Here is a 23,507-nt window from a genome sequence, read left to right on the forward strand (position 1 = left end):
CCCCCTAGAATCAGTTTTTCTCAAACGAAATTGACTTCATCGCACGCACGACGTAAGTTTCGAGGTCGGCGCCAGCAAACGAACTAGCCATGACTACAAACAGGTTGTTGTTCGCCGTGAGCATGGCTCCCACGCTCTCCCTGTAGCCTTTCACTCCAACCATGTTGATAACGCCAAATTGTTTCTCGGTGTCATAGCGAGCGGAAACGACCTTCCCGCCCTTCAGCGGATCGAACGTGTTGAACGAATAGTCGCTGTCCCATTGCAGGAAGTATTTCACGAAGGCTTCCGCATTCGCCATCGGGGGCGGGTTGAACGTGGAATCCTTGTCCAAGAAAGATGCAGGCATGCCGCGGTAGTTCAGCGTGACGCCGTGCTGCTGCAGGGACACCTTGAACACCCTCTGTTCCATGGAAAAGGCCTCGAAGCGATAGCCCCACTCCTGATAATAGCCGAAGTTGAACGGGATGTCGATTTCCACGGCTTCGGGCACCGGCGATTTCACGTAGTAATCTCCCAGCCAGAAATGCTTGCGGATGGAAACCGCATTCGGATTCGCACAGCCGAGCATCATGAGGGACGCAAAGGCAAGCAGGCCCAAGACAAACTTTTTATACAACTTCATAATGTACTCCTCGCCAATCCGGCATAAAAACTTCTACGGACAAATAATAACTAATCCGCTTTCTTTTCCGCGGCCTTGTCGCCTTCCTTCGGTTCCGTTTTCCACGGCGTAAGACCGACGACATTTTCCACGGGTATCGAAAAAGCAATTCCCTGTCCCATCGTGTCGAGCCCGGCCTTCTGGTAGAGCGCATGCAGCACGGCATCCTTGATTTTTGCATCCACGAGAATCATCACGATTTCCTTTTCGGGCTGGATGGCGATGTGGAAGAACGATTCCGCCTCCTTGTTCGCCGTACCGCGCGCATTCAGGATTGTGCCGCCACGCGCGCCGGCGTCCTTCGCCGCTTCCATCACGGTCTCCGAGAAACCGGTATTCACAATGCACAGGATAACTTCGTGGTTGAATCCGCTCATTTTTCGTTCCTCCGTACCGCATCGCGGTTGTCGCTCAGGAAGTTGAAGATGGACTTGCCGATGATGCTTGACATCGGGATGGTGTAGGCAATCCCCTTGCCCCCTGCAATCGTGTTGAATTTTTCGGCGAGGCTGTCGAGGGCCGCGCGCAGGTGGTTTTCGCCGATAACGCTGAAAATGATAGCGCGTTCGGAATCCGCGAGGCCCATCGCCGTTGCAATTTCGCGCGGGGCGGTACCATGGCCGAACACGACCATCTGCATGTTCACCCCGAAGGACTGGATATGGTCCATGTAGAAGTCCGCCTTCGCACGGTTCACGATGGTAACGAGAATCTTGAGACGATTCATGGATACACGCGAACGTCCATCCGCCTTCCCGTAAAACCTTCTCGCGATTCCTGTTCTCTTGGATTCAGCCATATTCCAACCTACACAAAATCTATAATCTGCTCGTCGTCGGCGTCCTGGATGCGGCGCATCATCATGCGGTTCTTCAGCTTGTTTGTCGCAATCGCCTTGAAACCAAGCACCTGGATTGTGATGAGCGGGGTCATCGCGACCATGGCCACAATGCCAAACGCATAACTCAGTATGGAATCGCCGCCGTCGTGGATTACGGAACACGCCCCGATGGCAAGCGGCAAAATAAAGCTCGAAGTCAATGGCCCACTCGCGACTCCACCGGAGTCAAAGGCAATGGCCGTATAAAGCTTGGGCACGAAGAACGAAAGCGCAAGCGAGATAAAGTAACCGGGAATGAGGTAGTAGATTATCGGGAAGCCTACAATGATGCGGATCATCGAAAGTCCGATGGAAAGTCCGACACCTACCGAAAGTGCGACGAGCATGGAACGCTTGCTCACGAGGCCACCGGTAATATCCTCGACCTGCTTGTTGAGCACGTGGACAGCGGGTTCCGCAAGCACGACCACCATGCCGATTACAAATCCGGATGCGACCAGCGCACGAGGCAACTTCGCAAGCTCCATTCCGAGTTCAAAACCGATGGGCATGAACCCGACCGTCACCGCCGTAAGGAAGACGACGAGACCGACAAACGTGTAACCGATGCCGAAAGCGATTTGCATGAGTTTCGATTTCGAAAGCCTAAGCGCCACGGACTGCAGTACCATGAAGAATCCGACAATGAGTCCAAGCGCCACGAGAACTTCCTTGGCGACTGCCGCAAGCGCCGGGATAAAGTTTTCGCCGAGGTTCGCATCGATGGAATAGCTTGCCGGAGAGAGCTGGTACGTGAGGTCGCCCTTCGAAAAAAGCACAAGGCCCATGAGTGCGATGATGGGGCCGATGGAGCAGAGGGCAATTAGGCCGAAGCTGTTCTCGTTCGCATTCTTGCCGCCGATGGCGCCGGCGACGCCCACGCCGAGCGCCATGATGAACGGCACCGTGATGGGGCCGGTCGTCACGCCGCCGGAATCGAAGGCGAGCGGCACGAACTGCTCCTTGCCGAAGGTAAGCATCAGCATTCCGAGCATGAACAGCACCATATAGAAAAAGATGATGATAGAAGAAAGGTCCTTGCGCCACACAATCTTCACGATGGCAAGGAGCAGGAAGAGCCCAACACCCACGCCGACCGTCACAATCAGGAGCACAGGTTCCACGGCGTTCTTCACCTGCTCGGCAAGCACGGAGAGGTCAGGTTCCGCAACCGTAATCAGCACTCCCATCACGAAGCAGACCGAAAGGAGCAGCAAAAGCTTGCGCGACTTGGTAAGGCCCGAACCCACTTGTTCGCCCATCGGCGTCATGGCGAGGTCGGCGCCCAGGTTGAAAAGGCCGATTCCCACTACCAGGAACACAGCGCTCACACAAAAGACGACAAGCTCCTTGAGCGAAAAATCAACGAGCGGCGTGAACGAAAGCACAAGGACAATCAGCGTCACAGGCAATACGGACGCGAACGCTTCCTTCAGCTTTTCAAACAGGATTTTGAACATTACTCGCCCAGGTACTCCACCGCGAAAATGAGGGTCGCGCCGCCTGGAATCGGACCTGCGCCACGGCTTCCGTAACCGAGTCCGGGCGGAATCATGAGGATTCGCTTTTCACCCGGGAGCATGCCCGCCACGCCAAGGTCCCATCCGCGGATAACGCGTCCGCCGCCAAGCGGGAAGGAGAAAGGCTGTTCGCGGTCGCGGGAGCTATCGAACTTGTATCCGTTCGTGAGCCAGCCCGTGTAATGCACCTTCACGTTCGCACCGGCCTTGGCAGGTTCGCCTTCGCCCTGCTGGATGACCGCATAGCGGAGACCCTCGGAGCCGTTCTCGAAAGAGAGCGTCGTCGTATCGGGGAAGAAATCCATCTTGGCGGCAATCTCGGGATCGACCATCGATTCAACAAGTTCGACACGGAACACGAGCGTGGAGTTCGGCGGAATCATCGTAAACGCGGTGGCTCCATAGCCCATGGACGGACTCACGCGCAGCCAGCGCACGCCGCCTTCGCGCATGCCGTCAAGGCCTATTTCCCAGCCCTTGATCATCTTGCCCGCGCCAAGCACCACCTCGAAAGGCTTGCCGAGATCCTTGGAACTTCCGAACTTGCGGCCACTCAGGAGCCAGCCCGTGTAATGCACCTTCAGGTTCGAGCCGGCCATCGCAGGCTTGCCCGTTCCGGCTTTCTCCTCAAAAATCTTGAGGCCCTTGTCCTTGTCCTGCCACTTCATCTTGTTCACGTCGGCAGGGAACACGTCGGGTTCCATGGGCTTTTCGGCAGCCACCAGTTCCACTTCGAAGTAGAGGTCGGAATAGGGAGGAATCCCTTCGAGGGAATTTTCGCCATACGCCATGGTGTAAGGAATCGTAAGCTTGCGGACTTCGCCCACCTTCATGCCGAGGAGGCCCTTGTCCCACCCAGAAATCACCTGGCCCACGCCAATCGTGAATTCGAGAGGTTCGCCGCTGGCGTATGTATCGGCAAACGGAACAGGGCCCGTCGCGGTCGGCTCTTCCGAAGCGGAATCCGCAACGGACGTGTCCTTCGGCGCCGCCTTTACCGCAGAATCCAGCTTGACCGTATCTGCCGCCACGTCTGCATAGAGAAAACCCTTGTAGTGCACCTTGATCAGTTGGCCCGCGCGAATCTCGTCGCCATCGCCGGTTTTGACCACTTCCACATTGTACGGAACCGCCCAAGCCATGCACGCCAAGCCAAGAATCAGAAAAATCTTCAATTTTGACATAAAATCTCCTACCCCACAAGATAGAAAAATGCTAGTTTTTTGAAAAAAGAGAAATTGCAATATAGAACGGGAAGATTATGCTATCAGTCATCATCGTCATCGTTATCATTATCCTGTCCATCATCCTGGCAGGAATCGGCGCCTACGTGGTCATCCACAGCTCCGACGAAAAGGAAGAAGTGAAGCCGGTCATCGACGTTTCCGGCAAGTACGCCGTCGTAGTCCGTCCCGCCCGCGAATCGATTACCGCCGTGAAGCCCTCGGACAATTCCATCCGTGCCTGGCTCGAAACGCAGGAACAGCTCACCCCGGAACAGCGAGAGCAGTATCTGGAACAATGGAAGGCGAGCATCGAGGAAACTATCAAGACTATCGACGAAGGCGACCAGAACGGCACCGTCACCTACCGAATCGAACTTGGCCCCAAGGGCAAGGAATACGTGAAATTCGTCCACGAGGAGAATTTCATCACCCGCGAACAAATCCGCAACCACGCAGAAATCCTACCCCCCTACGTCCTCGGATGCGACTGCAGGCTCTTGCCCAAGCAGCCCTGGGAAAACCCCAGCAAGTCCGGATGGAAGGCGGTGGTCCCCACCCACGGAAGCACCTACGATGTCCCGGACTGGAGGCAACTTGTTTAATTCCCTAAGACCCGCACTATTCGCCTTTTTCGTAGCGCCCGCAATAGCCCTTGCGGCCGGTTCTGCCATCATCACGCTCGAAATGCCCGTCGGCGCACGCCAGCTGGGCATGGGCGAAGTGGGAGCAGCCCTCGCCGACGACGCGTCGGCCATGTACTACAACCCCGCAGGACTTGCGTTCGGCCCCCTTTCCGACGAATGGAAGGTCTCGTATCCGGCAGATGCCAAGACGACCCCGCACTTCACCAACATGGCCAGCCGTTCCAAGAACGGGTTCTTCTCCAAGAGCGAACTCTGGGCCGGCACCGTGAACGGGATTCTCAAGTTCGACGGCGAACAGTGGATCAACTACCACACCGTCACGCTCCAGGGCAACGCGAAGGTGAAAGACGCCGTGCGCGTATTCGCGGGCACCGAACGCGGACTCGACGAATACACCCGCCAGGTCAAGAAATTCAACGACATCAAGAACGCCGACGACGAATCGCACGTCGTGGAAGTGAAGATTCCCTGGGACCTCGTCGTGAAGGATACGATTACCGCCATCCTCTACGAGAGCCGCACCGAAAAGCTCTGGGTGGGCACCCCGAAGGCGCTCTACCGCTTCGACGGCAAGGCCTGGAAGAGCTACGAGAGCGAACTCGGTTCCCACCGCATCACTGCGCTCGAAAACCAGGGAGCCTCGCTCTGGATCGGCACCGACAACGGACTTTTCCTCTACCGTAACGGCCAGTTCGAACAGAAGGGCAAGGTGCTCCCGAGCCAGAAGATCAACGACCTCGTGTGGTCGGAAAGCCGCAAGGAGCTTTTCGTCGCAGTCGACGGAGCGGGCATCGCAAGGCTCGTTCCCAAGAAGAGCGTAAACGACAAGGACCGCTGGAGCCTCTTCAACGAAGAGGACGGCATCATGGACTTGCACCCGACCGCACTCGCCGTCGACAGTTCCGCCCATGTATGGGCTGCGCACAACGGGGGCCTGAGCCACTTCAACCTCCGCAAGTGGGAACAGGTGAAATTCGAAGGGAACGTGGTGAACGACATCTCCGTCGACCAGAAGGGACACATCTGGATTGCGACCGACAAGGGCGTGTGGCGCCACCTGCCGGACTACGCGACCGCAAGCGGACGCAAGGCCGAACTTGAACGCGGAGTCGCCGAACAGGAAGGCAGCGTCAAGAAGGACGACGAGTGGCTCCACTTCCATTCCGGCAACGGCCTTTCCACGAACAAGGTCTGGAAGGTCCTGCCGCAGGGCGGAGACGTCTGGTTCAGCACAGCAAACGGCATGGAACTCTACAAGGACGCCGACTACCAGCTTGTCGCCTTCTACGAAAAGCTTTTGCCCGTCCTCAACATTCCCGACCTCTACCACCTCTTCGGAGGCATGACCATTCCCATTGCGGAATGGGGAACGCTCGGGTTCTTCGTGAATTTCGTGAGCTTCGGTTCGACAGTCGTTTCCGGCGATGTCGACATGGACGACCTCGTAGCCTACAATAGTTCCGAAATCGTCGGCGGCGTAAGCTACGGCACGCGATTCCCGAACAACTGGGGCCTAGGCCTCAGCATCAAGTTATTCTATTCCGACCTGAGTTCCGGAGCGGGCGCTGGCGAAGAAGAAGCGACCACCTTCGGCTATGCATTCGACATCGGCGTACTCAAGAAAGACTTGTTCATAGACAAACTAAATTTCGCACTTGTCCTTGCGAATATCGGTCCGAGCGTCTACTATGTGGACAAGACCATCGAAGACCCGATTCCCTTGACTTGGCGCCTCGGCCTTTCGTACGAAATCCTTTCGCTCGCCGACTACAAGCTCACTATCGCGGCGGACTACAACCGCGAAGTCGTCTACGACGACGACAAGGGAAACCCGGAACCGTTCTACATCAGTTGCTGGAAATCCATCGGGCATCCCGAACGCGGAGGTCACGGATTCGAAGCGTTCAAGAACTCGCTCATGCAGGGCGTCTTCAACGTCGGTTCCGAATTCATCTACTCGAACACCATCGCACTCCGCCTCGGCTATCTCTACGACCAGACCGGCAAGCGTAACGAGATGGACTTCGGTTTCGGCCTCATGATTTCGGACATGCTGCAGTTCGACTTCGCGACCATCATGGACGTGGGCGACAACGACGGCGTGCGCGACGGACAGATGCGCTTCGGCATGCTGTTCAAGTTCTAAGCAGATATTTACGCTTTATTCCACGCGCTCGAGAATCACGAGTGCACGGTCCTGCGTGCTGTTCGGGATAGTGTAGAAGTGCTTCGCAATTAGCTTGTAGCCGAAATCTTCAGGGTGGAAAACCTTCAGCTCGTCGGCGACACCCGGACCCTTCATAAAATACACGCGTCCACCCACCTTGAGCGAATTCGCAAGGCGCGGGAGGGTCTTTTCCATCCATTCGAATGCGCGGCTGATGACGCCATCCACGGGAATCGTCATGCTGCGGCTCGTCACCTTGTGACCGAACACGTCTATACCCCTGAGGCCCATCTTCTCGATGACCATGTTCAAAAAGTTGATGCGGTTCGGGCGCGGTTCGCAGAGCGTGAGGCGGACATGCGGGTTCACGAGCTTGAGCGGGATTCCGGGGAATCCGGCTCCGCTGCCGATATCGATCATGCGGGCCGGCCACTCGGGAACATACGCATTGATGAGCGTGCAGTCGGCGTAATGGCGTTCCACCATCGTCTCGAACGCGTTGAGGCGCGTCAAGTCCTGGTCGTCGTTGTTCGCACGCAGCAGCTGATGGAACTCCCAAAATTGCGCAAGCGTCGCGGGTTCGAGTTCAACGCCGTAGTAATGCAGGAGCTTGTCGAGGCCTTCCAGCGAAGGCTTTACGCGCTTCCCGTTAAACAGCGGAAAGTCAGTGCGCGGGGCCTTGAGGTGCGGGACGAAATCGCGACCGGCGGAGCTCCCTGCACGGGCGGGAGTGCGGCCGGACCACTTCTTTGGATTCTTATGCCAGGAATCGCTTGCCATGGTCCAAATTTAAAAACATAAACGCAGCCTCTAAAAAAAAACGGGCAAAACGGCACATTTTGGCCGCGAAATCGTTTTTATAGGTAGAGGCAAACATGAAAGCAAAAAAAGAGCGGTGCGGAACCGCAAACAGAACCCTGGCGAAAGCCTTCGCGATGCTTTGGGCCATTCTCCCGCTCGCGTCCCATTCCGCAGGGCTGTCCGAAGCGCAAATATTCGAATGGTGGGACGACGGGACCATCGAGGCGGAGGAGGCAAGCGAGATGCTTTCTCTGCTCGACGAGGGCAACGCACAGGAGGCATGCGCACTCGCCGAAATCTATGTGAGCGAGCCCTGCGAGATGAAGGCCGCCAGCAGGAAGCGCACCCCGAAGGCGCAAAAAAATTACGGAGGGCACCTTGCGGCAAAAATGAGGTTCGATTCCGCAGGCCACGTCGATACCCACCGCGAGGAATTCCTCTTCAACCTCCACAGGCTAACGCTGCGGCTCGGCACGCAGGAGCTGCTCTCTTACAAAAACAAGCATGGAGAGGCGCACTTCGGGCAGATTTCCACACGAGAACTCAAAAGCGCCATCCCCACCGACACTCTCTGGGGAACCGCACTCGCCTACTCCTTCGGTACGCCGAGCCGCGGCACATTTGACCTCGGCGGGCTCATCGACACTTCCGGAACCTCGCGGGCACATGTCGGATACACCCACGGCAAGGACTTCACGGCAAGGGCAGCGCTGTGGAAAACCGCAGACACGTATTCCGTCATGGCGCAGGCCGCCTTCCCCGCCGGCCAAATCGCGTTCTGGCAGCAAATCGGAGAGATCGCCCCGCTCATAAAATACCAGCTACACGGCAGGGATTCATCGTCCGTCTCCTGGCGCACCACCGGCTACATCCACGGTGACAGCGTTCCCGCGTCCACTCGCCTGAGCGCAAGCATCCTCAAGAACCGATTCTGGACAACGCAGAACCTCACGTTCCGCGCCAAGGAATTTTTCGACACGCGGGTCTCGGCAAGCGTCCGCATCCTATCGCCGCTTCACTCCGACAGCATTTCGGGAAGGCTCGCGCTGGATATCGAAAGCGGGCCGCCAACTATCCGCGGCGGCGCCAAAATTACCTGCCGCGAAGCCTCGGAAGATTGCAGACAAACTATCTACCAAGGAATGCTGCGGTCGGTACTCGACTTCGGCGCGTTCAAGGCGACATTCACGGGCAGCGCACGGACAGAGCACGACCGCACCGACGCGACATGGAAACGGCCTCGCCTCGAAATCGGCGCCGCCGTTTCCGAAAATCTCCCCGGCAAGCGCGAAAACCTGTTCAGACTCTCGCTCGTGGCCCCCGACTCGCACCCCCTCAACAACACGCAAGTCCGGAGCGAGACGCGCCTCACCGGCGACCACCTTTCGCTCTCCCTCATCGCCACCTTCAAGAAAACCGGCGAAGGGGAAATCCGGCCCACGCATGCGCAAATTTCTTCAAAAATCCTGTTCTAACCCGTCCATAACCAGCCAGAAACCACCCTGTACACCCCGAAATTCGGCGATTTTCGCCTAAAAAAGCCACTTTTGGGGATTTGCCATGTTCACGGCCGTAAACAAGAAACCTACGTTTTTTATCGACACGGGGCCCGAAAATAGGTATCTTATAGATACCCAAACACTCCCTGACCCCTTTAGGTTACCTCCTTTACCTGAAGGGGTCGTTTTTTTATCTTTACGGCATGATTATCGCGACCATCCTCGGGGCTGTTTTCTTTCTGCCGTCCATCGCACTGAACGTGGCACTCGCGTTCGGCGCACCACTCGGCATGTACGCCATGAACGGCCGCAACAAGGTCGTCCCCAAGGAAGTGCGCAAGGCATTCATCGTCCCCATCTGCATGCAGCTTGTCGCGATGTTCGTGCTGCTCAGCGCGGGCCGTATCGTTCCCGAGATTATCCCGTTCATGATCACGCGCATACTCGCGTTTTTCTTCGCGGTCTACCTCACGTTCTATACCGCCACGGTGCTCTTCAGCACGAGCCACAAGGAAAAAACCGTCATGGGGCTCTTTGCCATCGTCGCGACTGTCTGCTTCTGGATAACCGCGTTCGGGACGCTCAACTGGGACTAGCAAGAGGTTCACGGAATGCCCGAAGCTTACCACAACTACCAGCGCGACCTCGGTTACATCATCCGGTGGAACCAGCGCAAGGGTATTGTGCCCACGCTCCTGATGCATGCCTGCTGCGGGCCCTGCAGCACCTACTGCATCGAGTACCTCTCACAGTTCTTCAAGATAACGATTTTCTACTACAACCCGAATATCGCCCCTTCCGAGGAATACGCCCACCGCGTCGCCGAAATCAGGCGGTTCGTAAGCGAATTCAAGACAAAGTATCCGGTGGAATTTATCGAGGGCGAATACGACCCAAAAAAATTCTACGATATCGCACGCGGGCTCGAAGACGAGAAAGAGGGCGGCAAGCGCTGCCGCAAGTGTTTTGAGCTGCGTCTCGGCGAAACGGCAAAGCTCGCGAAGGAGATGGGATTCGACTATTTTACCACAACACTCACCATCAGCCCCAAGAAGGACGAACAGATGCTGAACGTGGTCGCGAAGGAACAGGGCGAAATCTACGGCGTCAAGGCGCTCCCCAGCGACTTCAAGCGCAAGGGCGGCAATAAGCGTTCCATCGAGCTCTCCGCCGAATACAACCTCTACCGTCAAAACTACTGCGGCTGCGCCTATTCAAAACGCGAAGCCGAAGAGCGCGAAGCCAAGAAAAGCGAAGGCGCTACACCCTAGAACCAGTAGCCGATACCAATCTGGTATTTCAGCAGCTTGTAGTAGCTACCGTCCATATACTCGTCGGATTCCCAGAGAACCCTAGTTGTCGTCTCTTCCGTCTCGGAGTCAAAGCGCATCTCAACTTCCTCGGAATGCATCGTGAGACATTTCTTGTCCCCCTCGACCAAGTCGGTAAACTGGAACGACACACGCGCATCTATCGAAAGCCCGAAATCGAACATGTGGCCGACTCCCGCGACGACACCCGCACCGAAGCGTTTGTCCTCGTAGCACCTGTCGTTCCGATACTTTTCGGGCAAAATGTAGTCCTCGTTCATGCGAAGCAGAATGTCGACGACCGGTCCCGCTTCCAAGAACAGCGCTGACGTGCGCCACTGCGCCATTACTGGGATTTCCAGATAGAAGAACGAATTTACGTCGTAGCCTTCCCAGTAGCCGCCACACGGTTCCTCGCCTTCGAGAGCAGCACAGGGGATGCCGATCTCGCCGTAGGTGAAAAAGTTGCGGTTGTCAAGACCTATGGCCGGATGGATATAAAAATGTTCCGAGACAGGGAACGCCACATCAAACGAAAGCATTCCGCCCGGCCCCGAGATGTCGGGATACGGTCCCCAATTCGCATCCGTCATAAGATTCGAAATCTGCGCCCCCAGGCGAACTCCGAACAATTTGCCATCCGACTTTCCGGCAGCATGTACGAGCAGAGGCAGGCAAAGGGCCAACGCCACCACGCCTCCTGCAATTTTTCTCCAGACCATAATTCCTCCTAACTTTTTCCTTTGCGCCTAGCGTGCGCAGAGCGTCATTCGTTCTGCTCGCGCCCAAGAATGCCGTCGATGCAGGCCTCGAACTCGCGGGAATTCATCCGCCTGTACGTGAACGCGCCCGAACTCGACTTATATAAGTAATCCGCATTGCCGTCCGAACACATTTCGGGCAAGGTCGTTTCGCGGACCGTACCCACACAGCTCACGTCTCCCGATCTCAGGGTTACAGACAGACTGTCTTTATAGCGGGCGTAATCTACGCTCAGGTCGAACGTCCAGTCGGCATAGGTAAACTTCATCGTGGAATCCGTCTTATCCAAAATGCTAATCCCATATTTTTCCTGTTCGTATTTCGTATCCGAATAGTAGTAGGGAGTTTCGAGCTGGATGGAGCCTCCGTCGCCAAGGAAATCGAACAGCTGGTCCACAAAAACCGTCTGCATGTAGTCGTAACCTTCGCGATCCGCGATGCGGTATTCCACCCTGTCGCCATCGAACTTGAAATACTGATCGTAACCATCATTCATGCAGTACATCTTGTCTTCACGGTAGCGGCACTGCGTATTTTTCCAGATTCCATCCAGCTTACCCGACGTACCGCCCACGAAGATAAACGATTCCTCGTATCTCTCCTGGTCTACTTCGTACGGATCCGGTTCATAGATTCTCGTGAGCAAGAGCGTATCATCCCGGAAACCGTAGGCATACGTCTTCGAATCCGCGAAATAGAAATCCCAGTCCCAGTCAAAAGCATCGCCTTCCTTGATGCAACCGCCGAGCGTTTCCAGCACTATCGTGACCGAATCCTTCTTCTTATCCACATCCACTTTGCCAGATGCAACAAAGCGGGCCGCGTTATAATAAGGGGACAAAGCCTGCTCCACCCCAGGCGAGGCAGATTCACTGGCATCCCCACAGACAAACCAGTCCTCGGTAAAGCCGACGCAACCGGAAAATACCAAGCTCAGAGAAACTAGAATCCCGGACAGGGACCGTTTATTGCAAATAAACTTTATATCAAGCATCTTTTTCTCCAAGTGGTGAACTGAGAGGGAACAACTGTAAATTTAATCTATAAACGCGATCGTAAGATTCTACTTTCGAAAGAATGCCCTTGACTTTCTCGCGAAAGCGGTCCACTTCTTCGGAAAGGTGCCACAGGGTCTTTTCGTCCACGCCGAAGGTAAGGCCCGAGATGTTGCGGTCTTCGCGGGATGTGTAATCGATTGCATCGACGGCAAGCATCGCGAGCTGTTTCTGCAGTGCAAGGATTGCGCTCGAAATCAGCTGAGGGTTGCCCGACAGGCCCTTGTTGGTCTGCACGAAGGATCCATCGGGCTTCAACTGCAGCAGACCCGCCTGCACCATGAGCGTAAGCGCATTGCGGACCTCGCCCGCCGTCACCTCGGGCACGCACATCTTGGCAATTTCGGAAGGCTTGGCACCCGGCATAATCGGAGCCAGTTCGCGCACCACCGGATTCACCCATGACTTGAAATAGTCGAACGCCTCGGCTCCCAGGATGCGCACCCCATTCTCCTCCACAAGGGCGCGCATCCGGGAATAGATTTCGAGACGAACTTTCTCGTCGGACTCATCGCAGTATTCCACCAGCAGGCAAAAATACTGCGAACTGAATCCCGCAAGGCCCATGGCACCGGCCACCTTCACCGCCCCAACCCGGCTCAGGCGCGTCTTGCCGTCACAGACAAGCTTCAGGTATCCCGACGACGTGAACCCGGCGAGTTTCGCGAACTCACGCCACGAAAAATACGAGACCCTCTTGCGTTCCCCGTAATAGTCCCGCATGTATTCGCGGTAATCCACATATTCCGTTATCGGTTTCATGGTTCCTCGGCTATAATTTACCTAATCTATGAAACAAAATCAACAAAATTTTAAAATTTTCAATAGTTTTTTATGATTTTTGCGTTTTTTCTCGCTTTTTATGAAACACACCGTTTCATAAAGGGCAAAGCAAGAGCCAAACGGCGAATTAAATTGTATATTTCGCCCGACGATTTGTGTATCAAACCGCCACGTTCGAATCGAGGCAAAAAGATGGAAATCAAGATTCTCCCTCAGCCAGACGATGTCACGTGCGGACCGACCAGCCTTCACGCGGTGTATTCGCACCTTGGCTACAAGATACCACTCGAAAAGCTCATCTCCGAAATCGAGTTCCTTGAGGAAGGCGGCACGTTGGGCGTCTTTCTCGGAATCGACGCTCTCAAGCGCGGGTTCAAGGCGACCATTTATTCGTACAACCTCAAGATTTTTGACCCCACCTGGAGCAAGCTGAAGATGCCCGAGCTCCGCGAAAAGCTGGAAAAGCTCCACAAGGCAAAGCACGCGCCCAAGCTACGCAAGGCCATCGAAGCCTATATCCGCTTCCTGGATTTGGGCGGGACCGTCGCGACAGCCGATCTGCGCGCGAGCATGTTCGAGCACTACTTCAAGCGCGACATTCCCGTCCTCTGCGGGCTCAGCGCCACCTACCTCTACCGCAGTCCCCGCGAGTATACCAACGACAAGGACCAGTCCGTTTTCGACGACATCCATGGCGACCCCATGGGGCATTTCGTGGTCCTCTACGGGCTCGACCAAAAGAAGCAATTCCTCGTTGCCGACCCCGACTGCACCAACCCCATGGCAAACGGCCCCTACTACAAGGTCGACAAGTTCAGGCTCATCCATAGCATCCTCCTCGGAGTCATGACCTACGACGGGAACATCCTCGTCGTGGAAAAGAAATAGCGCATGAAACAGAAATTCCCGGCACTCGTCATTACCTGCGAGCACGCAAGCAACGCCGTGCCGAGATTCTTGCACATCCCGAAAGAGGTCCTCGAATCCCACCGAGGATACGACATCGGCGCTTATGGAGTCTATCGCAGGCTCGTCCGCAGGCTGCATCCCGATTTCTACATCGCAGGCAAATTTTCGAGACTCGTCATCGACCTGAACCGCAGCGAAAATCATCCGGACATCCTTTCGGAATATTCTCGCGAGCTAAAAGAGTTTACCCGCGACAGGATTTTCAAAATCTGGAAGCGGCACCACGATGCCGTCGAATCCTTCGTCGCCAAGGCGGTCGCTAATGCGGAGGCCCAAGGAGAAGGCCTGGGCGCTCCTTGCGTCATCCACCTCGGCATTCACAGTTTCACTCCGGTACTAAACAACGTTGTCCGAAACGCAGATATCGGAATACTCTACGACCCCGCACGCGCATGGGAAACGCAGGTCGCAACCTCCATCATCAAGGAAATCCAGGCGCGCGCCCCCGGACTTAAGATCCGGCGGAACTATCCCTACCTCGGCAAGTCGGACGGACTTACCACCTCGCTCCGCAAGAAGTTCGGCACCGCCTATGTCGGCATCGAAATAGAAATCAACCAAAAGCTTTTCCTCGGCTAGCGATAGCCGCTTCAAAAATTTCTATTTTCATCCTCATGTACGATCCGCGATTCCTCCCCATCTGCAAGGAAGACCTAGACGAACTCGGCTGGGATTACGTGGACGTGATTATCATCAGCGCAGATGCCTACGTGGACCACCCGTGCTTCGGGCATGCCGTGGTGGCAAGGCTCTTCGAGCACGAGGGCTTGCGCGTTGCAATTTTGCCGCAGCCCAACTGGCGCGACGACCTGCGCGATTTCAAGAAACTCGGGCGCCCGCGAATGTTCTTCGCAATCAGCAGCGGCATGGACAGCATGGTGAACCACTACACCGCCGCAAAACGCCTGAGAAGCGACGACGCTTTCACGCCGGGCAACAAGGCGGGTTTCCGCCCGGATTACGCGACGTACACCTACGCAAAGATTTTAAAGCAGCTCTACCCCGACGTGCCGCTGATGATTGGCGGGCTGGAATCGAGCCTGCGCCGCGTGACGCATTACGACTACTGGAGCGACAGGCTCAAACCGAGCATCCTGTTCGATACGCAGGCGGACCTTCTCGTTTACGGCATGGGCGAAAAGCCCCTGAAGGAGATGGTGCGACTCTTGAAAAAAGGCGTGCCGTTCTCGAGCCTGCATTCCATACCGCAAACCGCATACTTGGCGCCCAAGGGGAACGTCCCGAAGAGCAACCAGTGGGAAGACCTGCGGCTCGCCAGCTACGAGGAATGCCTCGAGAGCAAGCGGAACCAGATAGAGAACTGCCGCAAGGTGGATATCGAATGCAACAAGTGGTTCCAGCGCCGCGTATTGCAGGATGTCGCGGAACAAACTGTGGTAATAAACCCCGCATACCCGCCGCTCGAATACGGCGAGTTAGACGAGAGCTTTGAATACCCGTACGCGCGCGAACCGCATCCGCGTTACAAGAAGCGCGGCAACGTGCCCGCGTTCGACATGATAAAGTTCAGCATCAACACGCACCGCGGTTGCTTTGGCGGTTGCAGTTTTTGCGCCATCAACGCACACCAGGGCAAATTTATCGCAAGCCGTAGCCGCGAAAGCATATTGCGCGAAGTGGATTTGATAACGAAGATGGACGGATTCGCCGGAACCATCACTGATTTGGGCGGCCCGAGCGCGAACATGTACAACATGCGTGGCCGCGACCAGAGCCGATGCCAGAAATGCGCACGACCGAGCTGCCTCACGCCCAAGATTTGCGACAACATGGACACGCACCATGCCGAGATTCTGAGTCTCTACCGCGAAGTGCGCAACCACCCGAAGGTAAAGCACCTGTTTATCGGGAGCGGCGTGCGTTACGACATGCTGTTGCAGGAAACGAATGACGAAGAACTGCGCCGCGACCACGAGGAATACGCCCGCGAGCTCATCGACTACCACGTGAGCGGACGCCTGAAGGTGGCGCCGGAACACACGAGCGACGAAGTGCTCAAGCTCATGCGCAAGCCGAGCTTTACGCTGTTCCACAAGTTCAAGGAATTCTTCGACGACGAATGCAAGCGCATCGGCAAGCGCCAGCAGATTATACCTTACTTTATCAGTAGCCATCCCGGCTGTACGGAAGCCGACATGGCGGAACTCGCCCTCGAGACAAAGCAGCTCGGGTTCCAGCTGGAGCAGGTGCAGGACTTTACGCCCACGCCGATGACGATTGCGACCGAGATGTTCTATTCCGAAATGACGCCGGACGGCAAGCCGCTTTACGTGGCAAAGACACCCGAGCAGAAGAAGAGCCAGAGACAGTTCTTCTTCTGGTACATTCCGGAGAACCGCCCGCAAATTCGCGCGACGCTGGAACGCTTGAAACTCGGGAAAATCGGACGGCTGCTATTGAGCCGCAGCGCGAAGGCAGAAGGCAAGGAGTTTTTCCCGAGCAAGGAACGCGAAAGCAATGCGGAATACCGCGAGCGCGAACAGCAGAAGCGGGAAGCGCGCTCCACCACAATCGTACCCAAGAAAGTCGGCGAGAAAGGTCGCTGGGAAAATTCCGCCCGCAGGGAAAGGCGCGCCGCGCAGTTTGGCAACAACGGAAATAGCGAATCACGCGACAAACGCGGGAATAATTTCAACGGCGGAGAACGCAAGATTTTCCACAGCGACCGCAAACCTGGCGGGAAAAAAGACAATTCCCCGGTGAAATTCAGCTCGTTCAAGCGCGGCAAATAGACGCTAGCCGTTCACAGCAAGCACACTCCACCATTGTAAAATCACTTCGTGATTTTACCAAATGCTAGGCTCGGTCATGCCCGTGCAAGCACGGTCGCGACTCTCGCCTTACGCATTTGTCTCCGCTGCGCGGCTCATTCAGGAGTGTGCAAGCACACTCCACCATTCGCCGCTTTCGCGTTCGACTTTCACCTTGAAGCCGGCTTCGTCAAACCACTTGAAAATGTAATCCTTTTCGGTCAGGAGCTGGCCCGAGATAATCAGCTCGCCACCGGGGGCAAGCAAGTCTTCGATGTCGTCACGAAGCGGCCAGAGTTCGCTGCGTATCATATTGCAGAGGATAACGTCGAACTTCGCGCCATCCTTGAACGCATCCAGGAATCCGAGGATGCAGTCGCTTTCGCCAAAGCCGTTGCGTTCAAAGTTTTCGGCAATGCAGGGAATCGTGAGCGGGTCGATTTCGGTACCGACAGCAAGCTTTGCCCCCAGGCGGCGGGCGAACATCGCGAGAATGCCCGTACCCGTACCGATATCGAGAACCGACTTGCCGTTGAAATCGATATTTTCCATGAGCGTAGCGCAGCTGCTCGTGGTATCGTGTTCGCCCGTCCCGAATGCGGTTTTCGCTTCGAGTTCCAGCACCACGGCCTTCGGGTCATCGGGAGTAAATTCCACCCAAGGCGGGCGCACCCACAAACGCGGAGAAACAGGCACCGGCTGCGCGCGGTCGCGCCACCACTTGTCCCAATCCTTTGCAGGCTCTTCGCTCAGCGTCCAGCCATATTGCGGAAACTCCGCCACGATGCGGTCACGCTCCGCCTTGTCTCCGGAGTAAAAACAAAAATCCGTGCGGCCTTCCGCCTTCGGGTCCAGTTCCTCGAGCGTCGCCACCCCCGCCTCGAAAAGCAGGTAGCTCGCGAGTTCAAAATCTTCGACAGGGCAAAAGCCCTCCGCCTTGTACCATATTTCAACTTTCTGCATAATAAACTACAGTGACAACTGTTCCCATGCGTGACTTTGTTCGAACCAGCCGAGGATTTCGCCATCGACCTCGCCGTGCTTTTCCATGTCGTGCAACACGAAGAACGCCTTTTCGATAGGCATCGGTTTCTTGTACGGACGATCTTTTGCGGTAAGCGCCTCAAAAATATCGAGAATCGTCAGCAAGCGGACTTCCCTCGGGATTTTCTCGTTTACGAGATGGTCGGGGTAGCCCCTGCCGTTCAAGAGTTCGTGATGTTCGGAAGCCCAAGCGGCAACATCCATATACTTTTCTGGGAAATCGATTTGTTTCAAGATCCTGCGCGTCACGGTGACGTGGCTCTGGATGATGTTCCTTTCCGCATCGTTCAGCGTTCCCTTGCGGATGGAAATATCCTGGATTTCTTCGGGGGTAAGCAGCGGATGTTCCGTCCCGTCCGTATCGCGGTATGTCACCATTCTGGCATTCTCCAGGAACGCGAGAGCTTCGTCGGGAACGAAGCCCGCGTTATTGATGCGCCTGATTTCGGCGAGGAAAAAATCCCTGTCCTGCTTGCGCTTTTCCATGTCGCACGCAGGCATCTGGTTCTTGAATACGGCGAGTTCCTCGAGCAGGTCAATCTTTTCGAAGCGGTTCTCGATGTCCTTGAGCTTCGGGCCGAGGCGGCTCGCCTTGTCCATGATTTCGAGCGGTACGGCAAGCTTGCCCACATCGTGCAGCCATACGCTCATGAGAAAATTCCTGCGGCGGTCCTCGTCGAATTTCCAGGAATGGTCCGTCGTTTCGAGCCATGTCAGGAACGCCTCGGCGATATGCACCATATTGCGCGTATGGTTCGCCGTATAGGAGGAACGCTCGTCGATGGCCTGCGAAAGCGTCTTGACGATGGAATCGAGCAGGCGCTTCGTCTGTTCCGCCGAGCGAATCTTGAGTTCCGCAAGCTCGGTAACGTCGCCGATGACGGTAACCACGCCCACCTTCTCGCCCATGTTCCGCAACACGGAAGTGATAACGTGCAGCTGGGCCATCTTGTCGCCCTTGAAATAGGGAACCAGTTTCTCGTGGACGGTATCGGAATCGTAGATGGCATCGAGGACGGTCTGGTTGAATTCGTCGTTTTCTTCGTCCCCAAAAAAGAGGCTCGCGAATTTTTTCCCTTCCATCTCCGTGCGGTCGCGGCCCAGGATTTTTTCGGCAGCGTTGTTCACGTAGCTGATGGTGCCATCAAAACGGATGGCGAGAACGCCTTCCATCATATCCTGCACGATATTCCTGCTTATGAGGTCGCGATAGTCTTTTTCCATGCAAAAAAGATAACAAGAAATTACCGGTTTTTGCAAATCGGGAACTTGTAGTAGTCGCAAAGGGCATCCACTTCGCGCTTCAGGATGGGCGAATTCTGCTCTTCCAGATAGTAGCGGCTGACAAGCGCGCTGCTGCACGTTGAATCATCGATGGCAATCCGATTTGGCCAGCCGCGGTCGGCGCACCAGTTCCACAGGTATTCCTTGCATTTGTTCCTTTCGGGGCTTTCCAGGCACTGTTCCTTGAGTTCGCTGCAGTCCGCGATGGAATTGCTCTTGAAGCCGCTTGCGATGCAGTAGCGCTTCAACCCGTCGGCATAGGCATCGGACTTGTCCTCATCGCTAATGGTGTCGGGCAGGTACACGGACCATTTATCCTCATCGTTCATCATCGCCGCCTTCACTAGCGAAGGGTAGCAGGTCTTTTCGCTCCGGTATTCGTCGTACTTGTAATACAGATGGGCGGCGTAGTTCGCCTCCACAAGGCCATAGCCATGAGATTCCATTTCCGCGGGAGTCATCCCCGAGCAATAGACATCCTGGTAAAGCCTGCACCCGCGCGAATCCCAGCTATCGGAATTGTCGCCCGAAGTCTCGTCGCAGTTACGGAAGGCGATGTGTTCCATCGAAACTCCGTCGTCGCCTTCGACATAGAACGAGAATGTCGACTTTGCCATCCCGCTGAATACGCCCATGCCGTTTTCGATGTTGGATTCCGGGACGACGCGCGAATCCGAGACGGAGCCCTTTACTTTGCTCTCGTAGTCGATGTAGTGTTCGTCCGTCGTGTAGAACACGACCGACACAGGCCCGAGCGGCATCATCATGTTCGGCAGGAACAGCGTATCGAGCGCCTGGATTCCGGCGATGCTCTGCTTTGCCGTGTAGCCGAGATTCGCCATCTTTTCCAGCGGGTCATGCATGGAAATCCCGGTATAGCCTTCCGAATCTGGTTCCACGAGACCGCTCAACATCTTGTTGACAGTCGTATTCATCGATTCCTCGTTCTCCATGCCGTATTGCAATATGGAAATCACGCCCTTGATGGACTTGTCGTAGTCAAGAGCGCACTTGACAGTTTCCATGTCCAGCGGGAATTCCAGGAACTTGATGTGCACGGTATCGCTTCCGTCGGTTTCAACCCACTCGAAGCTACCATCCTGCTGGGGCACGCTGAGTCCCTTGACCTTCACGGGCGGCGGAATCGTCGCCTTCGCGCTATATGTCGATTTTACCGTTTGGCCCGCGCTATCCCACTTGAAAAACGCTTCCATCGTGTAAGTTTCACCGACGATACCGCGATATTCGCCCTTGGCCTGCGGCCTGGAAAAGCAGTTCGGATTTTCCGGCATCTCGGCACCGATTTCTACCACAGTGTCAATTTCGTTTCCGTTCCCGTCGCGGAATTTTCCCGAAACGGTCACGTAAGCGCTGTCATAGAACGCGAAGAGTTCCGCAGATGTTTCGTCGAGTTCATAGACCTTCGAGAAGCAGATCCTGGATTCGCCCCCATCGAGGACATAGCCGTAGGTGTAGATACCCGTATACACGTCGCGTTCCTCGGGATAGTACTCCCACGGGCCGTGGAAATCACAGGCGACCAGCAGCGCGACCGCAAATGCGCAGAGGAGTCTAGAAATAGTATTCATAGTTCAGCATAATCGGCAAAAAGGGGAACTGCGTAATTTCTGTCTTCTCGGGCGGATTCTTGCTCGTATCGTAGAAACTGTAGAACATATTGTCGTGATCGGTCAGGTTGATGATCGTCCAGCTGAAATTCCACTTGCCTTCGCGACCGACATCGATGGCCTTCACGTCGATGCGGAAGTAATCCGTCTGGCGGCCCGCATTGCGACTCCCGGGCAGCACCGTTATCTTGTCTGAATACTCCTGGCTCCCGATTTCCTTGCGGTAGTAATAGCCCTTGTACTCGCTGATGGGCATGCCGGCGGAATACTTGAGGGCAAGCGAAGAACGGAGGTAGCGACCCTTCTTTTCGTGTTTCCATATGGCATCCTCGTCACCCTTCCAGTTGATTCCCAGGTCCATCTTCAGCGCGTAAGGCTGGTGCCAGCTCGGGAAATACGGTTTCGTCCCGTCGTTTGTCCTGAGGACGCTTATGCCCTGGCTCCAGTTGACGCCGCCGAACCACCAGCCCTTATTCTTGCGCAGCGAGAGCTCGTAACCGAAGGAGTACCCTTCCGCCGTCCCGAAACCGTCGGCCACCACAAAATCCTTGGACGCGGTTTCCTCATTGCTGTCGAGTACCGCCTGGAACGTATTCAGGTTGTTCTGCGTCTTGTAATACACGCCCACGGTCGCGTCGTAGTCCTTGAACAGATCGCGCTGGGTATATTCTGCGGCAATGAGCCATGACGATGCGGGTTCGATATGCTTGCCCTTCGTGGTCGTGGTCGCCGGGTAGTAGAATTCGTTGAGCGTCTCCTGGTCGGTATAGACAATCGAGTTCAGGTATTGCAGGTAGTAGCCGCCATAGACTTCGAGCGTCTTGGTTTCATCGAGATTCACCGTGAGCGACGCACGCGGTTCCACCCCAAAGTGTTCTGCGGCCGTCTGGTAATTGAAACGCAAACCGTATTGCAGCAACCAGTCGGGATTCATCTTCCAGGAATCCTGCACGTAGGCTACATGATGGAAAGGCTTCTGGATGTCGGCAATCTTCATGGAGGACATCTGCTCCTGGTAACGCTCGTAATCGTATTCCAGCTCGTAGCCCGCAGTGAAGGTGTGGTTGTCTATACCGCGGTAATTCACCCACTGCTTGCCCGCGAATGTGTACAGGTACATGTCGATAGACATGAGGTCGCCCACCTTCATGGTCTGGTAGAACTGGCTATAGGCAAGCGTCGCGTTGTAATCCCAGTCGCCGTTGATGCGGTGCGAGATATTCACCGGGATGGCGACGTTGCCCCAGTCCATATAGAGCGGGTCGAAACTCAGGCGGTCCTTGCCCACGTAGAAGCTGAACTTGAGGCGGGTATCCTCGGTGAAGTTGTACATGAACGTGCCCTGCAGGTCGGTAAACTCGTAATCCAGCGCAAGGTCCAGAAGCCCTATGGTATTCATCAGGTCGAGCATGAACCCGATGTAGGTTGTGCGGCCTGCAATCACCCAGCGGGCGTCACCCTTGTGGCCTTCGGTATGGAGCTGTGCAGCAAACGTACTTATCTTGACGCTCGACTTGCTGAACCATTCCTCCACGGTATCCTGGCCGCCCGCGCGCCCGTCCATCTTCAAGACGGAACTCAGGCGGTTGCCGTACTGCGCCGGGAACCCGCTCTTGTAGAACTGCACATCGTCGATGCCTTCCACGAGGAACGTGCTGAAAAGCCCGAAGAAATGCACCGGGGAATAGACGACTGCGTTGTCGAACAGGAACAGGTTCTGGTCGGCCGCACCGCCGCGCACGTAAATCTTGGAACTGAAATCGGAACTTGCCACCACGCCCGGAAGCGCCTGGATGCTCTTGATCACGTCGGCCTCGGCGAGGCCCGGCATGCGCTTGATGGACTTCGCGGAAACCACCGATTCGCCCGGTTTGCGCTTGGGGCGCTTGCGCAACTGCACCACGACCTTCTTGAGTTCGGTCACCTTCTCGTTGCTGCCAGCGGCGAGGAGGGCATCGACATCGACGTCCTTTTCGGGAGAAGCGGAACTGCCGGAGGGGTCTGCATTCGCGACTGCGGAATCGGGCTTTTGCGATGCGGATGTAGAATCGCCCGGGGTCGCGTCCGCGGAATCAGAAGACGCGACATTCGCGCTGTCCGGTGCGGCAAACGCCTCGCCCAGCGTCTGCGAGAAACTGCGCTCGCTCCCGGTGTAGACAAGTTCGTAGCACTTTTCCTTCTCGGCGCCTGCAGTATCGGAATTGGTGACACAAACGTTCCAGAGCGTATCTTCCGGGAGGATTGCGCGGAAGGGCTCGCCCACGACAGTCTGGATAGCCTCGCCCGATTCGAGAATTTCCACGTTCAGCTTTTCGCCCGCGGCGAAGGAAGCGTCGCGCACCACGCCGTTGAAGACGATTCCCGCGACCTGCGCGGAATCTGCGGCTGTAGAGCCGGGAACAGACTGCGCGAAGGCGGCGGTCGTGAGCAGCAAGGCGATGATACTAATACAAAATTTCAAAAAAGTTCCCGCGTTTCATGCAAAAATAGCAAATGGAAA

General features: G+C 55.8%; 21 protein-coding genes. 8 read left to right on the forward strand and 13 right to left on the reverse strand.

The genetic code is table 11. The features are described from left to right. Positions 1-10: 10 nt before the first annotated feature. Genes B4A77_RS00875 through B4A77_RS00895 form a run of 5 tightly spaced genes read right to left on the reverse strand, consistent with a single transcriptional unit; the run spans position 11 to position 4,248 of the window. Positions 11-625: a hypothetical protein gene (locus B4A77_RS00875; protein WP_173380961.1), complete on the reverse strand. Its 615-nt coding sequence runs from the start codon at positions 623-625 to the stop codon at positions 11-13. A gap of 50 nt (positions 626-675) precedes the next feature. After that, positions 676-1,041 carry a P-II family nitrogen regulator gene (locus tag B4A77_RS00880; protein WP_290737420.1) on the reverse strand — a complete coding sequence of 122 codons (366 nt, stop codon included), beginning with the start codon at positions 1,039-1,041 and terminating at the stop codon, positions 676-678. Then, the gene (locus B4A77_RS00885) at positions 1,038-1,463 is read right to left on the reverse strand and encodes a hypothetical protein (RefSeq protein WP_290737422.1); all 426 of its coding nucleotides are present in this window, start codon (positions 1,461-1,463) and stop codon (positions 1,038-1,040) included. Before B4A77_RS00885 ends, B4A77_RS00880 begins: the two co-directional genes overlap by 4 nt. Positions 1,464-1,471: 8 nt before the next feature. Next, positions 1,472-3,004, reverse strand: coding sequence for a DUF1538 domain-containing protein (locus B4A77_RS00890; RefSeq protein WP_290737424.1), 1,533 nt, complete (start codon positions 3,002-3,004; stop codon positions 1,472-1,474). Then, on the reverse strand, positions 3,004-4,248 hold the full coding sequence (locus B4A77_RS00895; RefSeq protein ID WP_290737427.1) for an FKBP-type peptidyl-prolyl cis-trans isomerase: 1,245 nt from the start codon (positions 4,246-4,248) through the stop codon (positions 3,004-3,006). The genes B4A77_RS00890 and B4A77_RS00895 overlap by 1 nt, the downstream gene beginning before the upstream one ends. A gap of 77 nt (positions 4,249-4,325) precedes the next feature. Here B4A77_RS00895 and B4A77_RS00900 point away from each other — a divergent pair, with 77 nt between their 5' ends. Together B4A77_RS00900 and B4A77_RS00905 are read left to right on the forward strand one after the other, a co-directional pair. Further along, positions 4,326-4,892 carry a hypothetical protein gene (locus tag B4A77_RS00900; RefSeq protein WP_173366397.1) on the forward strand — a complete coding sequence of 189 codons (567 nt, stop codon included), beginning with the start codon at positions 4,326-4,328 and terminating at the stop codon, positions 4,890-4,892. Next, positions 4,885-7,080, forward strand: coding sequence for a PorV/PorQ family protein (locus B4A77_RS00905; RefSeq protein WP_290727774.1), 2,196 nt, complete (start codon positions 4,885-4,887; stop codon positions 7,078-7,080). Before B4A77_RS00900 ends, B4A77_RS00905 begins: the two co-directional genes overlap by 8 nt. 15 nt (positions 7,081-7,095) lie before the next feature. Here B4A77_RS00905 and rsmG read toward each other — a convergent pair whose 3' ends face one another. Further along, positions 7,096-7,881, reverse strand: a complete 786-nt coding sequence (gene rsmG / locus B4A77_RS00910; protein WP_290734153.1) for a 16S rRNA (guanine(527)-N(7))-methyltransferase RsmG — start codon at positions 7,879-7,881, stop codon at positions 7,096-7,098. A 95-nt stretch (positions 7,882-7,976) separates the two neighbouring features. Here rsmG and B4A77_RS00915 point away from each other — a divergent pair, with 95 nt between their 5' ends. The 3 genes from B4A77_RS00915 (at position 7,977) to B4A77_RS00925 (ending at position 10,672) form a co-directional block, all read left to right on the forward strand. After that, positions 7,977-9,377 (forward strand): hypothetical protein, encoded by a 1,401-nt coding sequence (locus B4A77_RS00915; RefSeq protein WP_290734151.1) that lies wholly within the window; start codon positions 7,977-7,979, stop codon positions 9,375-9,377. A 227-nt stretch (positions 9,378-9,604) separates the two neighbouring features. After that, positions 9,605-9,997, forward strand: a complete 393-nt coding sequence (locus tag B4A77_RS00920) for a hypothetical protein (RefSeq protein ID WP_290734149.1) — start codon at positions 9,605-9,607, stop codon at positions 9,995-9,997. 15 nt (positions 9,998-10,012) lie between these two features. After that, entirely contained in the window at positions 10,013-10,672 is a 660-nt protein-coding gene (locus B4A77_RS00925; RefSeq protein WP_290734147.1) for an epoxyqueuosine reductase QueH, read from the forward strand. Here the strand turns inward: B4A77_RS00925 and B4A77_RS00930 are convergent. The 3 genes from B4A77_RS00930 to B4A77_RS00940 all read right to left on the reverse strand — a co-directional run bounded on the left by B4A77_RS00930 (position 10,669) and on the right by B4A77_RS00940 (position 13,290). Beyond that, on the reverse strand, positions 10,669-11,433 hold the full coding sequence (locus B4A77_RS00930; protein ID WP_290737430.1) for an outer membrane beta-barrel protein: 765 nt from the start codon (positions 11,431-11,433) through the stop codon (positions 10,669-10,671). The genes B4A77_RS00925 and B4A77_RS00930 overlap by 4 nt on opposite strands. A gap of 44 nt (positions 11,434-11,477) precedes the next feature. Beyond that, positions 11,478-12,263, reverse strand: a complete 786-nt coding sequence (locus B4A77_RS00935; RefSeq protein ID WP_290737432.1) for a hypothetical protein — start codon at positions 12,261-12,263, stop codon at positions 11,478-11,480. A 196-nt stretch (positions 12,264-12,459) separates the two neighbouring features. Further along, positions 12,460-13,290, reverse strand: a complete 831-nt coding sequence (locus tag B4A77_RS00940) for a TIGR02147 family protein (RefSeq protein ID WP_290737435.1) — start codon at positions 13,288-13,290, stop codon at positions 12,460-12,462. Positions 13,291-13,503: 213 nt separating this feature from the next. Here B4A77_RS00940 and B4A77_RS00945 point away from each other — a divergent pair, with 213 nt between their 5' ends. The 3 genes from B4A77_RS00945 to B4A77_RS00955 are packed head-to-tail and all read left to right on the forward strand — an operon-like array spanning position 13,504 to position 17,033. Beyond that, entirely contained in the window at positions 13,504-14,199 is a 696-nt protein-coding gene (locus B4A77_RS00945) for a peptidase-C39 like family protein (protein WP_290725718.1), read from the forward strand. 3 nt (positions 14,200-14,202) lie between these two features. Then, complete coding sequence (locus B4A77_RS00950; RefSeq protein WP_290737438.1) at positions 14,203-14,859, forward strand: N-formylglutamate amidohydrolase; 657 nt, start codon at positions 14,203-14,205, stop codon at positions 14,857-14,859. 35 nt (positions 14,860-14,894) lie between these two features. Next, positions 14,895-17,033: a YgiQ family radical SAM protein gene (locus B4A77_RS00955; protein ID WP_290727789.1), complete on the forward strand. Its 2,139-nt coding sequence runs from the start codon at positions 14,895-14,897 to the stop codon at positions 17,031-17,033. Positions 17,034-17,171: 138 nt separating this feature from the next. Here B4A77_RS00955 and B4A77_RS00960 read toward each other — a convergent pair whose 3' ends face one another. The 4 genes from B4A77_RS00960 to B4A77_RS00975 are packed head-to-tail and all read right to left on the reverse strand — an operon-like array spanning position 17,172 to position 23,468. After that, positions 17,172-18,014, reverse strand: coding sequence for a 50S ribosomal protein L11 methyltransferase (locus B4A77_RS00960; RefSeq protein WP_290737441.1), 843 nt, complete (start codon positions 18,012-18,014; stop codon positions 17,172-17,174). A gap of 6 nt (positions 18,015-18,020) precedes the next feature. Next, a complete protein-coding gene (locus B4A77_RS00965) occupies positions 18,021-19,319 on the reverse strand; it encodes an HD domain-containing phosphohydrolase (RefSeq protein ID WP_290737444.1) in 1,299 nt (432 codons plus the stop codon). Positions 19,320-19,339: 20 nt separating this feature from the next. Beyond that, a complete protein-coding gene (locus B4A77_RS00970) occupies positions 19,340-20,968 on the reverse strand; it encodes a hypothetical protein (RefSeq protein WP_290727795.1) in 1,629 nt (542 codons plus the stop codon). Continuing rightward, the gene (locus B4A77_RS00975; protein ID WP_290737447.1) at positions 20,952-23,468 is read right to left on the reverse strand and encodes a TonB-dependent receptor plug domain-containing protein; all 2,517 of its coding nucleotides are present in this window, start codon (positions 23,466-23,468) and stop codon (positions 20,952-20,954) included. The genes B4A77_RS00970 and B4A77_RS00975 overlap by 17 nt, the downstream gene beginning before the upstream one ends. Positions 23,469-23,507 lie beyond the last annotated feature (39 nt).

Source organism: Fibrobacter sp. UBA3718 (assembly GCF_002371935.1).
Taxonomy (GTDB): domain Bacteria; phylum Fibrobacterota; class Fibrobacteria; order Fibrobacterales; family Fibrobacteraceae; genus Fibrobacter.

What these genes read in the sequence shown, in the direction of transcription:
- B4A77_RS00960 (WP_290737441.1), bottom strand. Translation starts at nt 18,014, where the DNA reads ATGCAGAAAGTTGAAATATGGTACAAGGCGGAGGGCTTTTGCCCTGTC.
- B4A77_RS00965 (WP_290737444.1), bottom strand. Translation starts at nt 19,319, where the DNA reads ATGGAAAAAGACTATCGCGACCTCATAAGCAGGAATATCGTGCAGGAT.
- B4A77_RS00930 (WP_290737430.1), bottom strand. Translation starts at nt 11,433, where the DNA reads ATGGTCTGGAGAAAAATTGCAGGAGGCGTGGTGGCGTTGGCCCTTTGC.
- B4A77_RS00890 (WP_290737424.1), bottom strand. Translation starts at nt 3,004, where the DNA reads ATGTTCAAAATCCTGTTTGAAAAGCTGAAGGAAGCGTTCGCGTCCGTA.
- rsmG (WP_290734153.1), bottom strand. Translation starts at nt 7,881, where the DNA reads ATGGCAAGCGATTCCTGGCATAAGAATCCAAAGAAGTGGTCCGGCCGC.
- B4A77_RS00950 (WP_290737438.1), top strand. Translation starts at nt 14,203, where the DNA reads ATGAAACAGAAATTCCCGGCACTCGTCATTACCTGCGAGCACGCAAGC.
- B4A77_RS00945 (WP_290725718.1), top strand. Translation starts at nt 13,504, where the DNA reads ATGGAAATCAAGATTCTCCCTCAGCCAGACGATGTCACGTGCGGACCG.
- B4A77_RS00955 (WP_290727789.1), top strand. Translation starts at nt 14,895, where the DNA reads ATGTACGATCCGCGATTCCTCCCCATCTGCAAGGAAGACCTAGACGAA.
- B4A77_RS00970 (WP_290727795.1), bottom strand. Translation starts at nt 20,968, where the DNA reads ATGAATACTATTTCTAGACTCCTCTGCGCATTTGCGGTCGCGCTGCTG.
- B4A77_RS00940 (WP_290737435.1), bottom strand. Translation starts at nt 13,290, where the DNA reads ATGAAACCGATAACGGAATATGTGGATTACCGCGAATACATGCGGGAC.
- B4A77_RS00920 (WP_290734149.1), top strand. Translation starts at nt 9,605, where the DNA reads ATGATTATCGCGACCATCCTCGGGGCTGTTTTCTTTCTGCCGTCCATC.
- B4A77_RS00915 (WP_290734151.1), top strand. Translation starts at nt 7,977, where the DNA reads ATGAAAGCAAAAAAAGAGCGGTGCGGAACCGCAAACAGAACCCTGGCG.
- B4A77_RS00925 (WP_290734147.1), top strand. Translation starts at nt 10,013, where the DNA reads ATGCCCGAAGCTTACCACAACTACCAGCGCGACCTCGGTTACATCATC.
- B4A77_RS00875 (WP_173380961.1), bottom strand. Translation starts at nt 625, where the DNA reads ATGAAGTTGTATAAAAAGTTTGTCTTGGGCCTGCTTGCCTTTGCGTCC.
- B4A77_RS00900 (WP_173366397.1), top strand. Translation starts at nt 4,326, where the DNA reads ATGCTATCAGTCATCATCGTCATCGTTATCATTATCCTGTCCATCATC.
- B4A77_RS00885 (WP_290737422.1), bottom strand. Translation starts at nt 1,463, where the DNA reads ATGGCTGAATCCAAGAGAACAGGAATCGCGAGAAGGTTTTACGGGAAG.
- B4A77_RS00895 (WP_290737427.1), bottom strand. Translation starts at nt 4,248, where the DNA reads ATGTCAAAATTGAAGATTTTTCTGATTCTTGGCTTGGCGTGCATGGCT.
- B4A77_RS00880 (WP_290737420.1), bottom strand. Translation starts at nt 1,041, where the DNA reads ATGAGCGGATTCAACCACGAAGTTATCCTGTGCATTGTGAATACCGGT.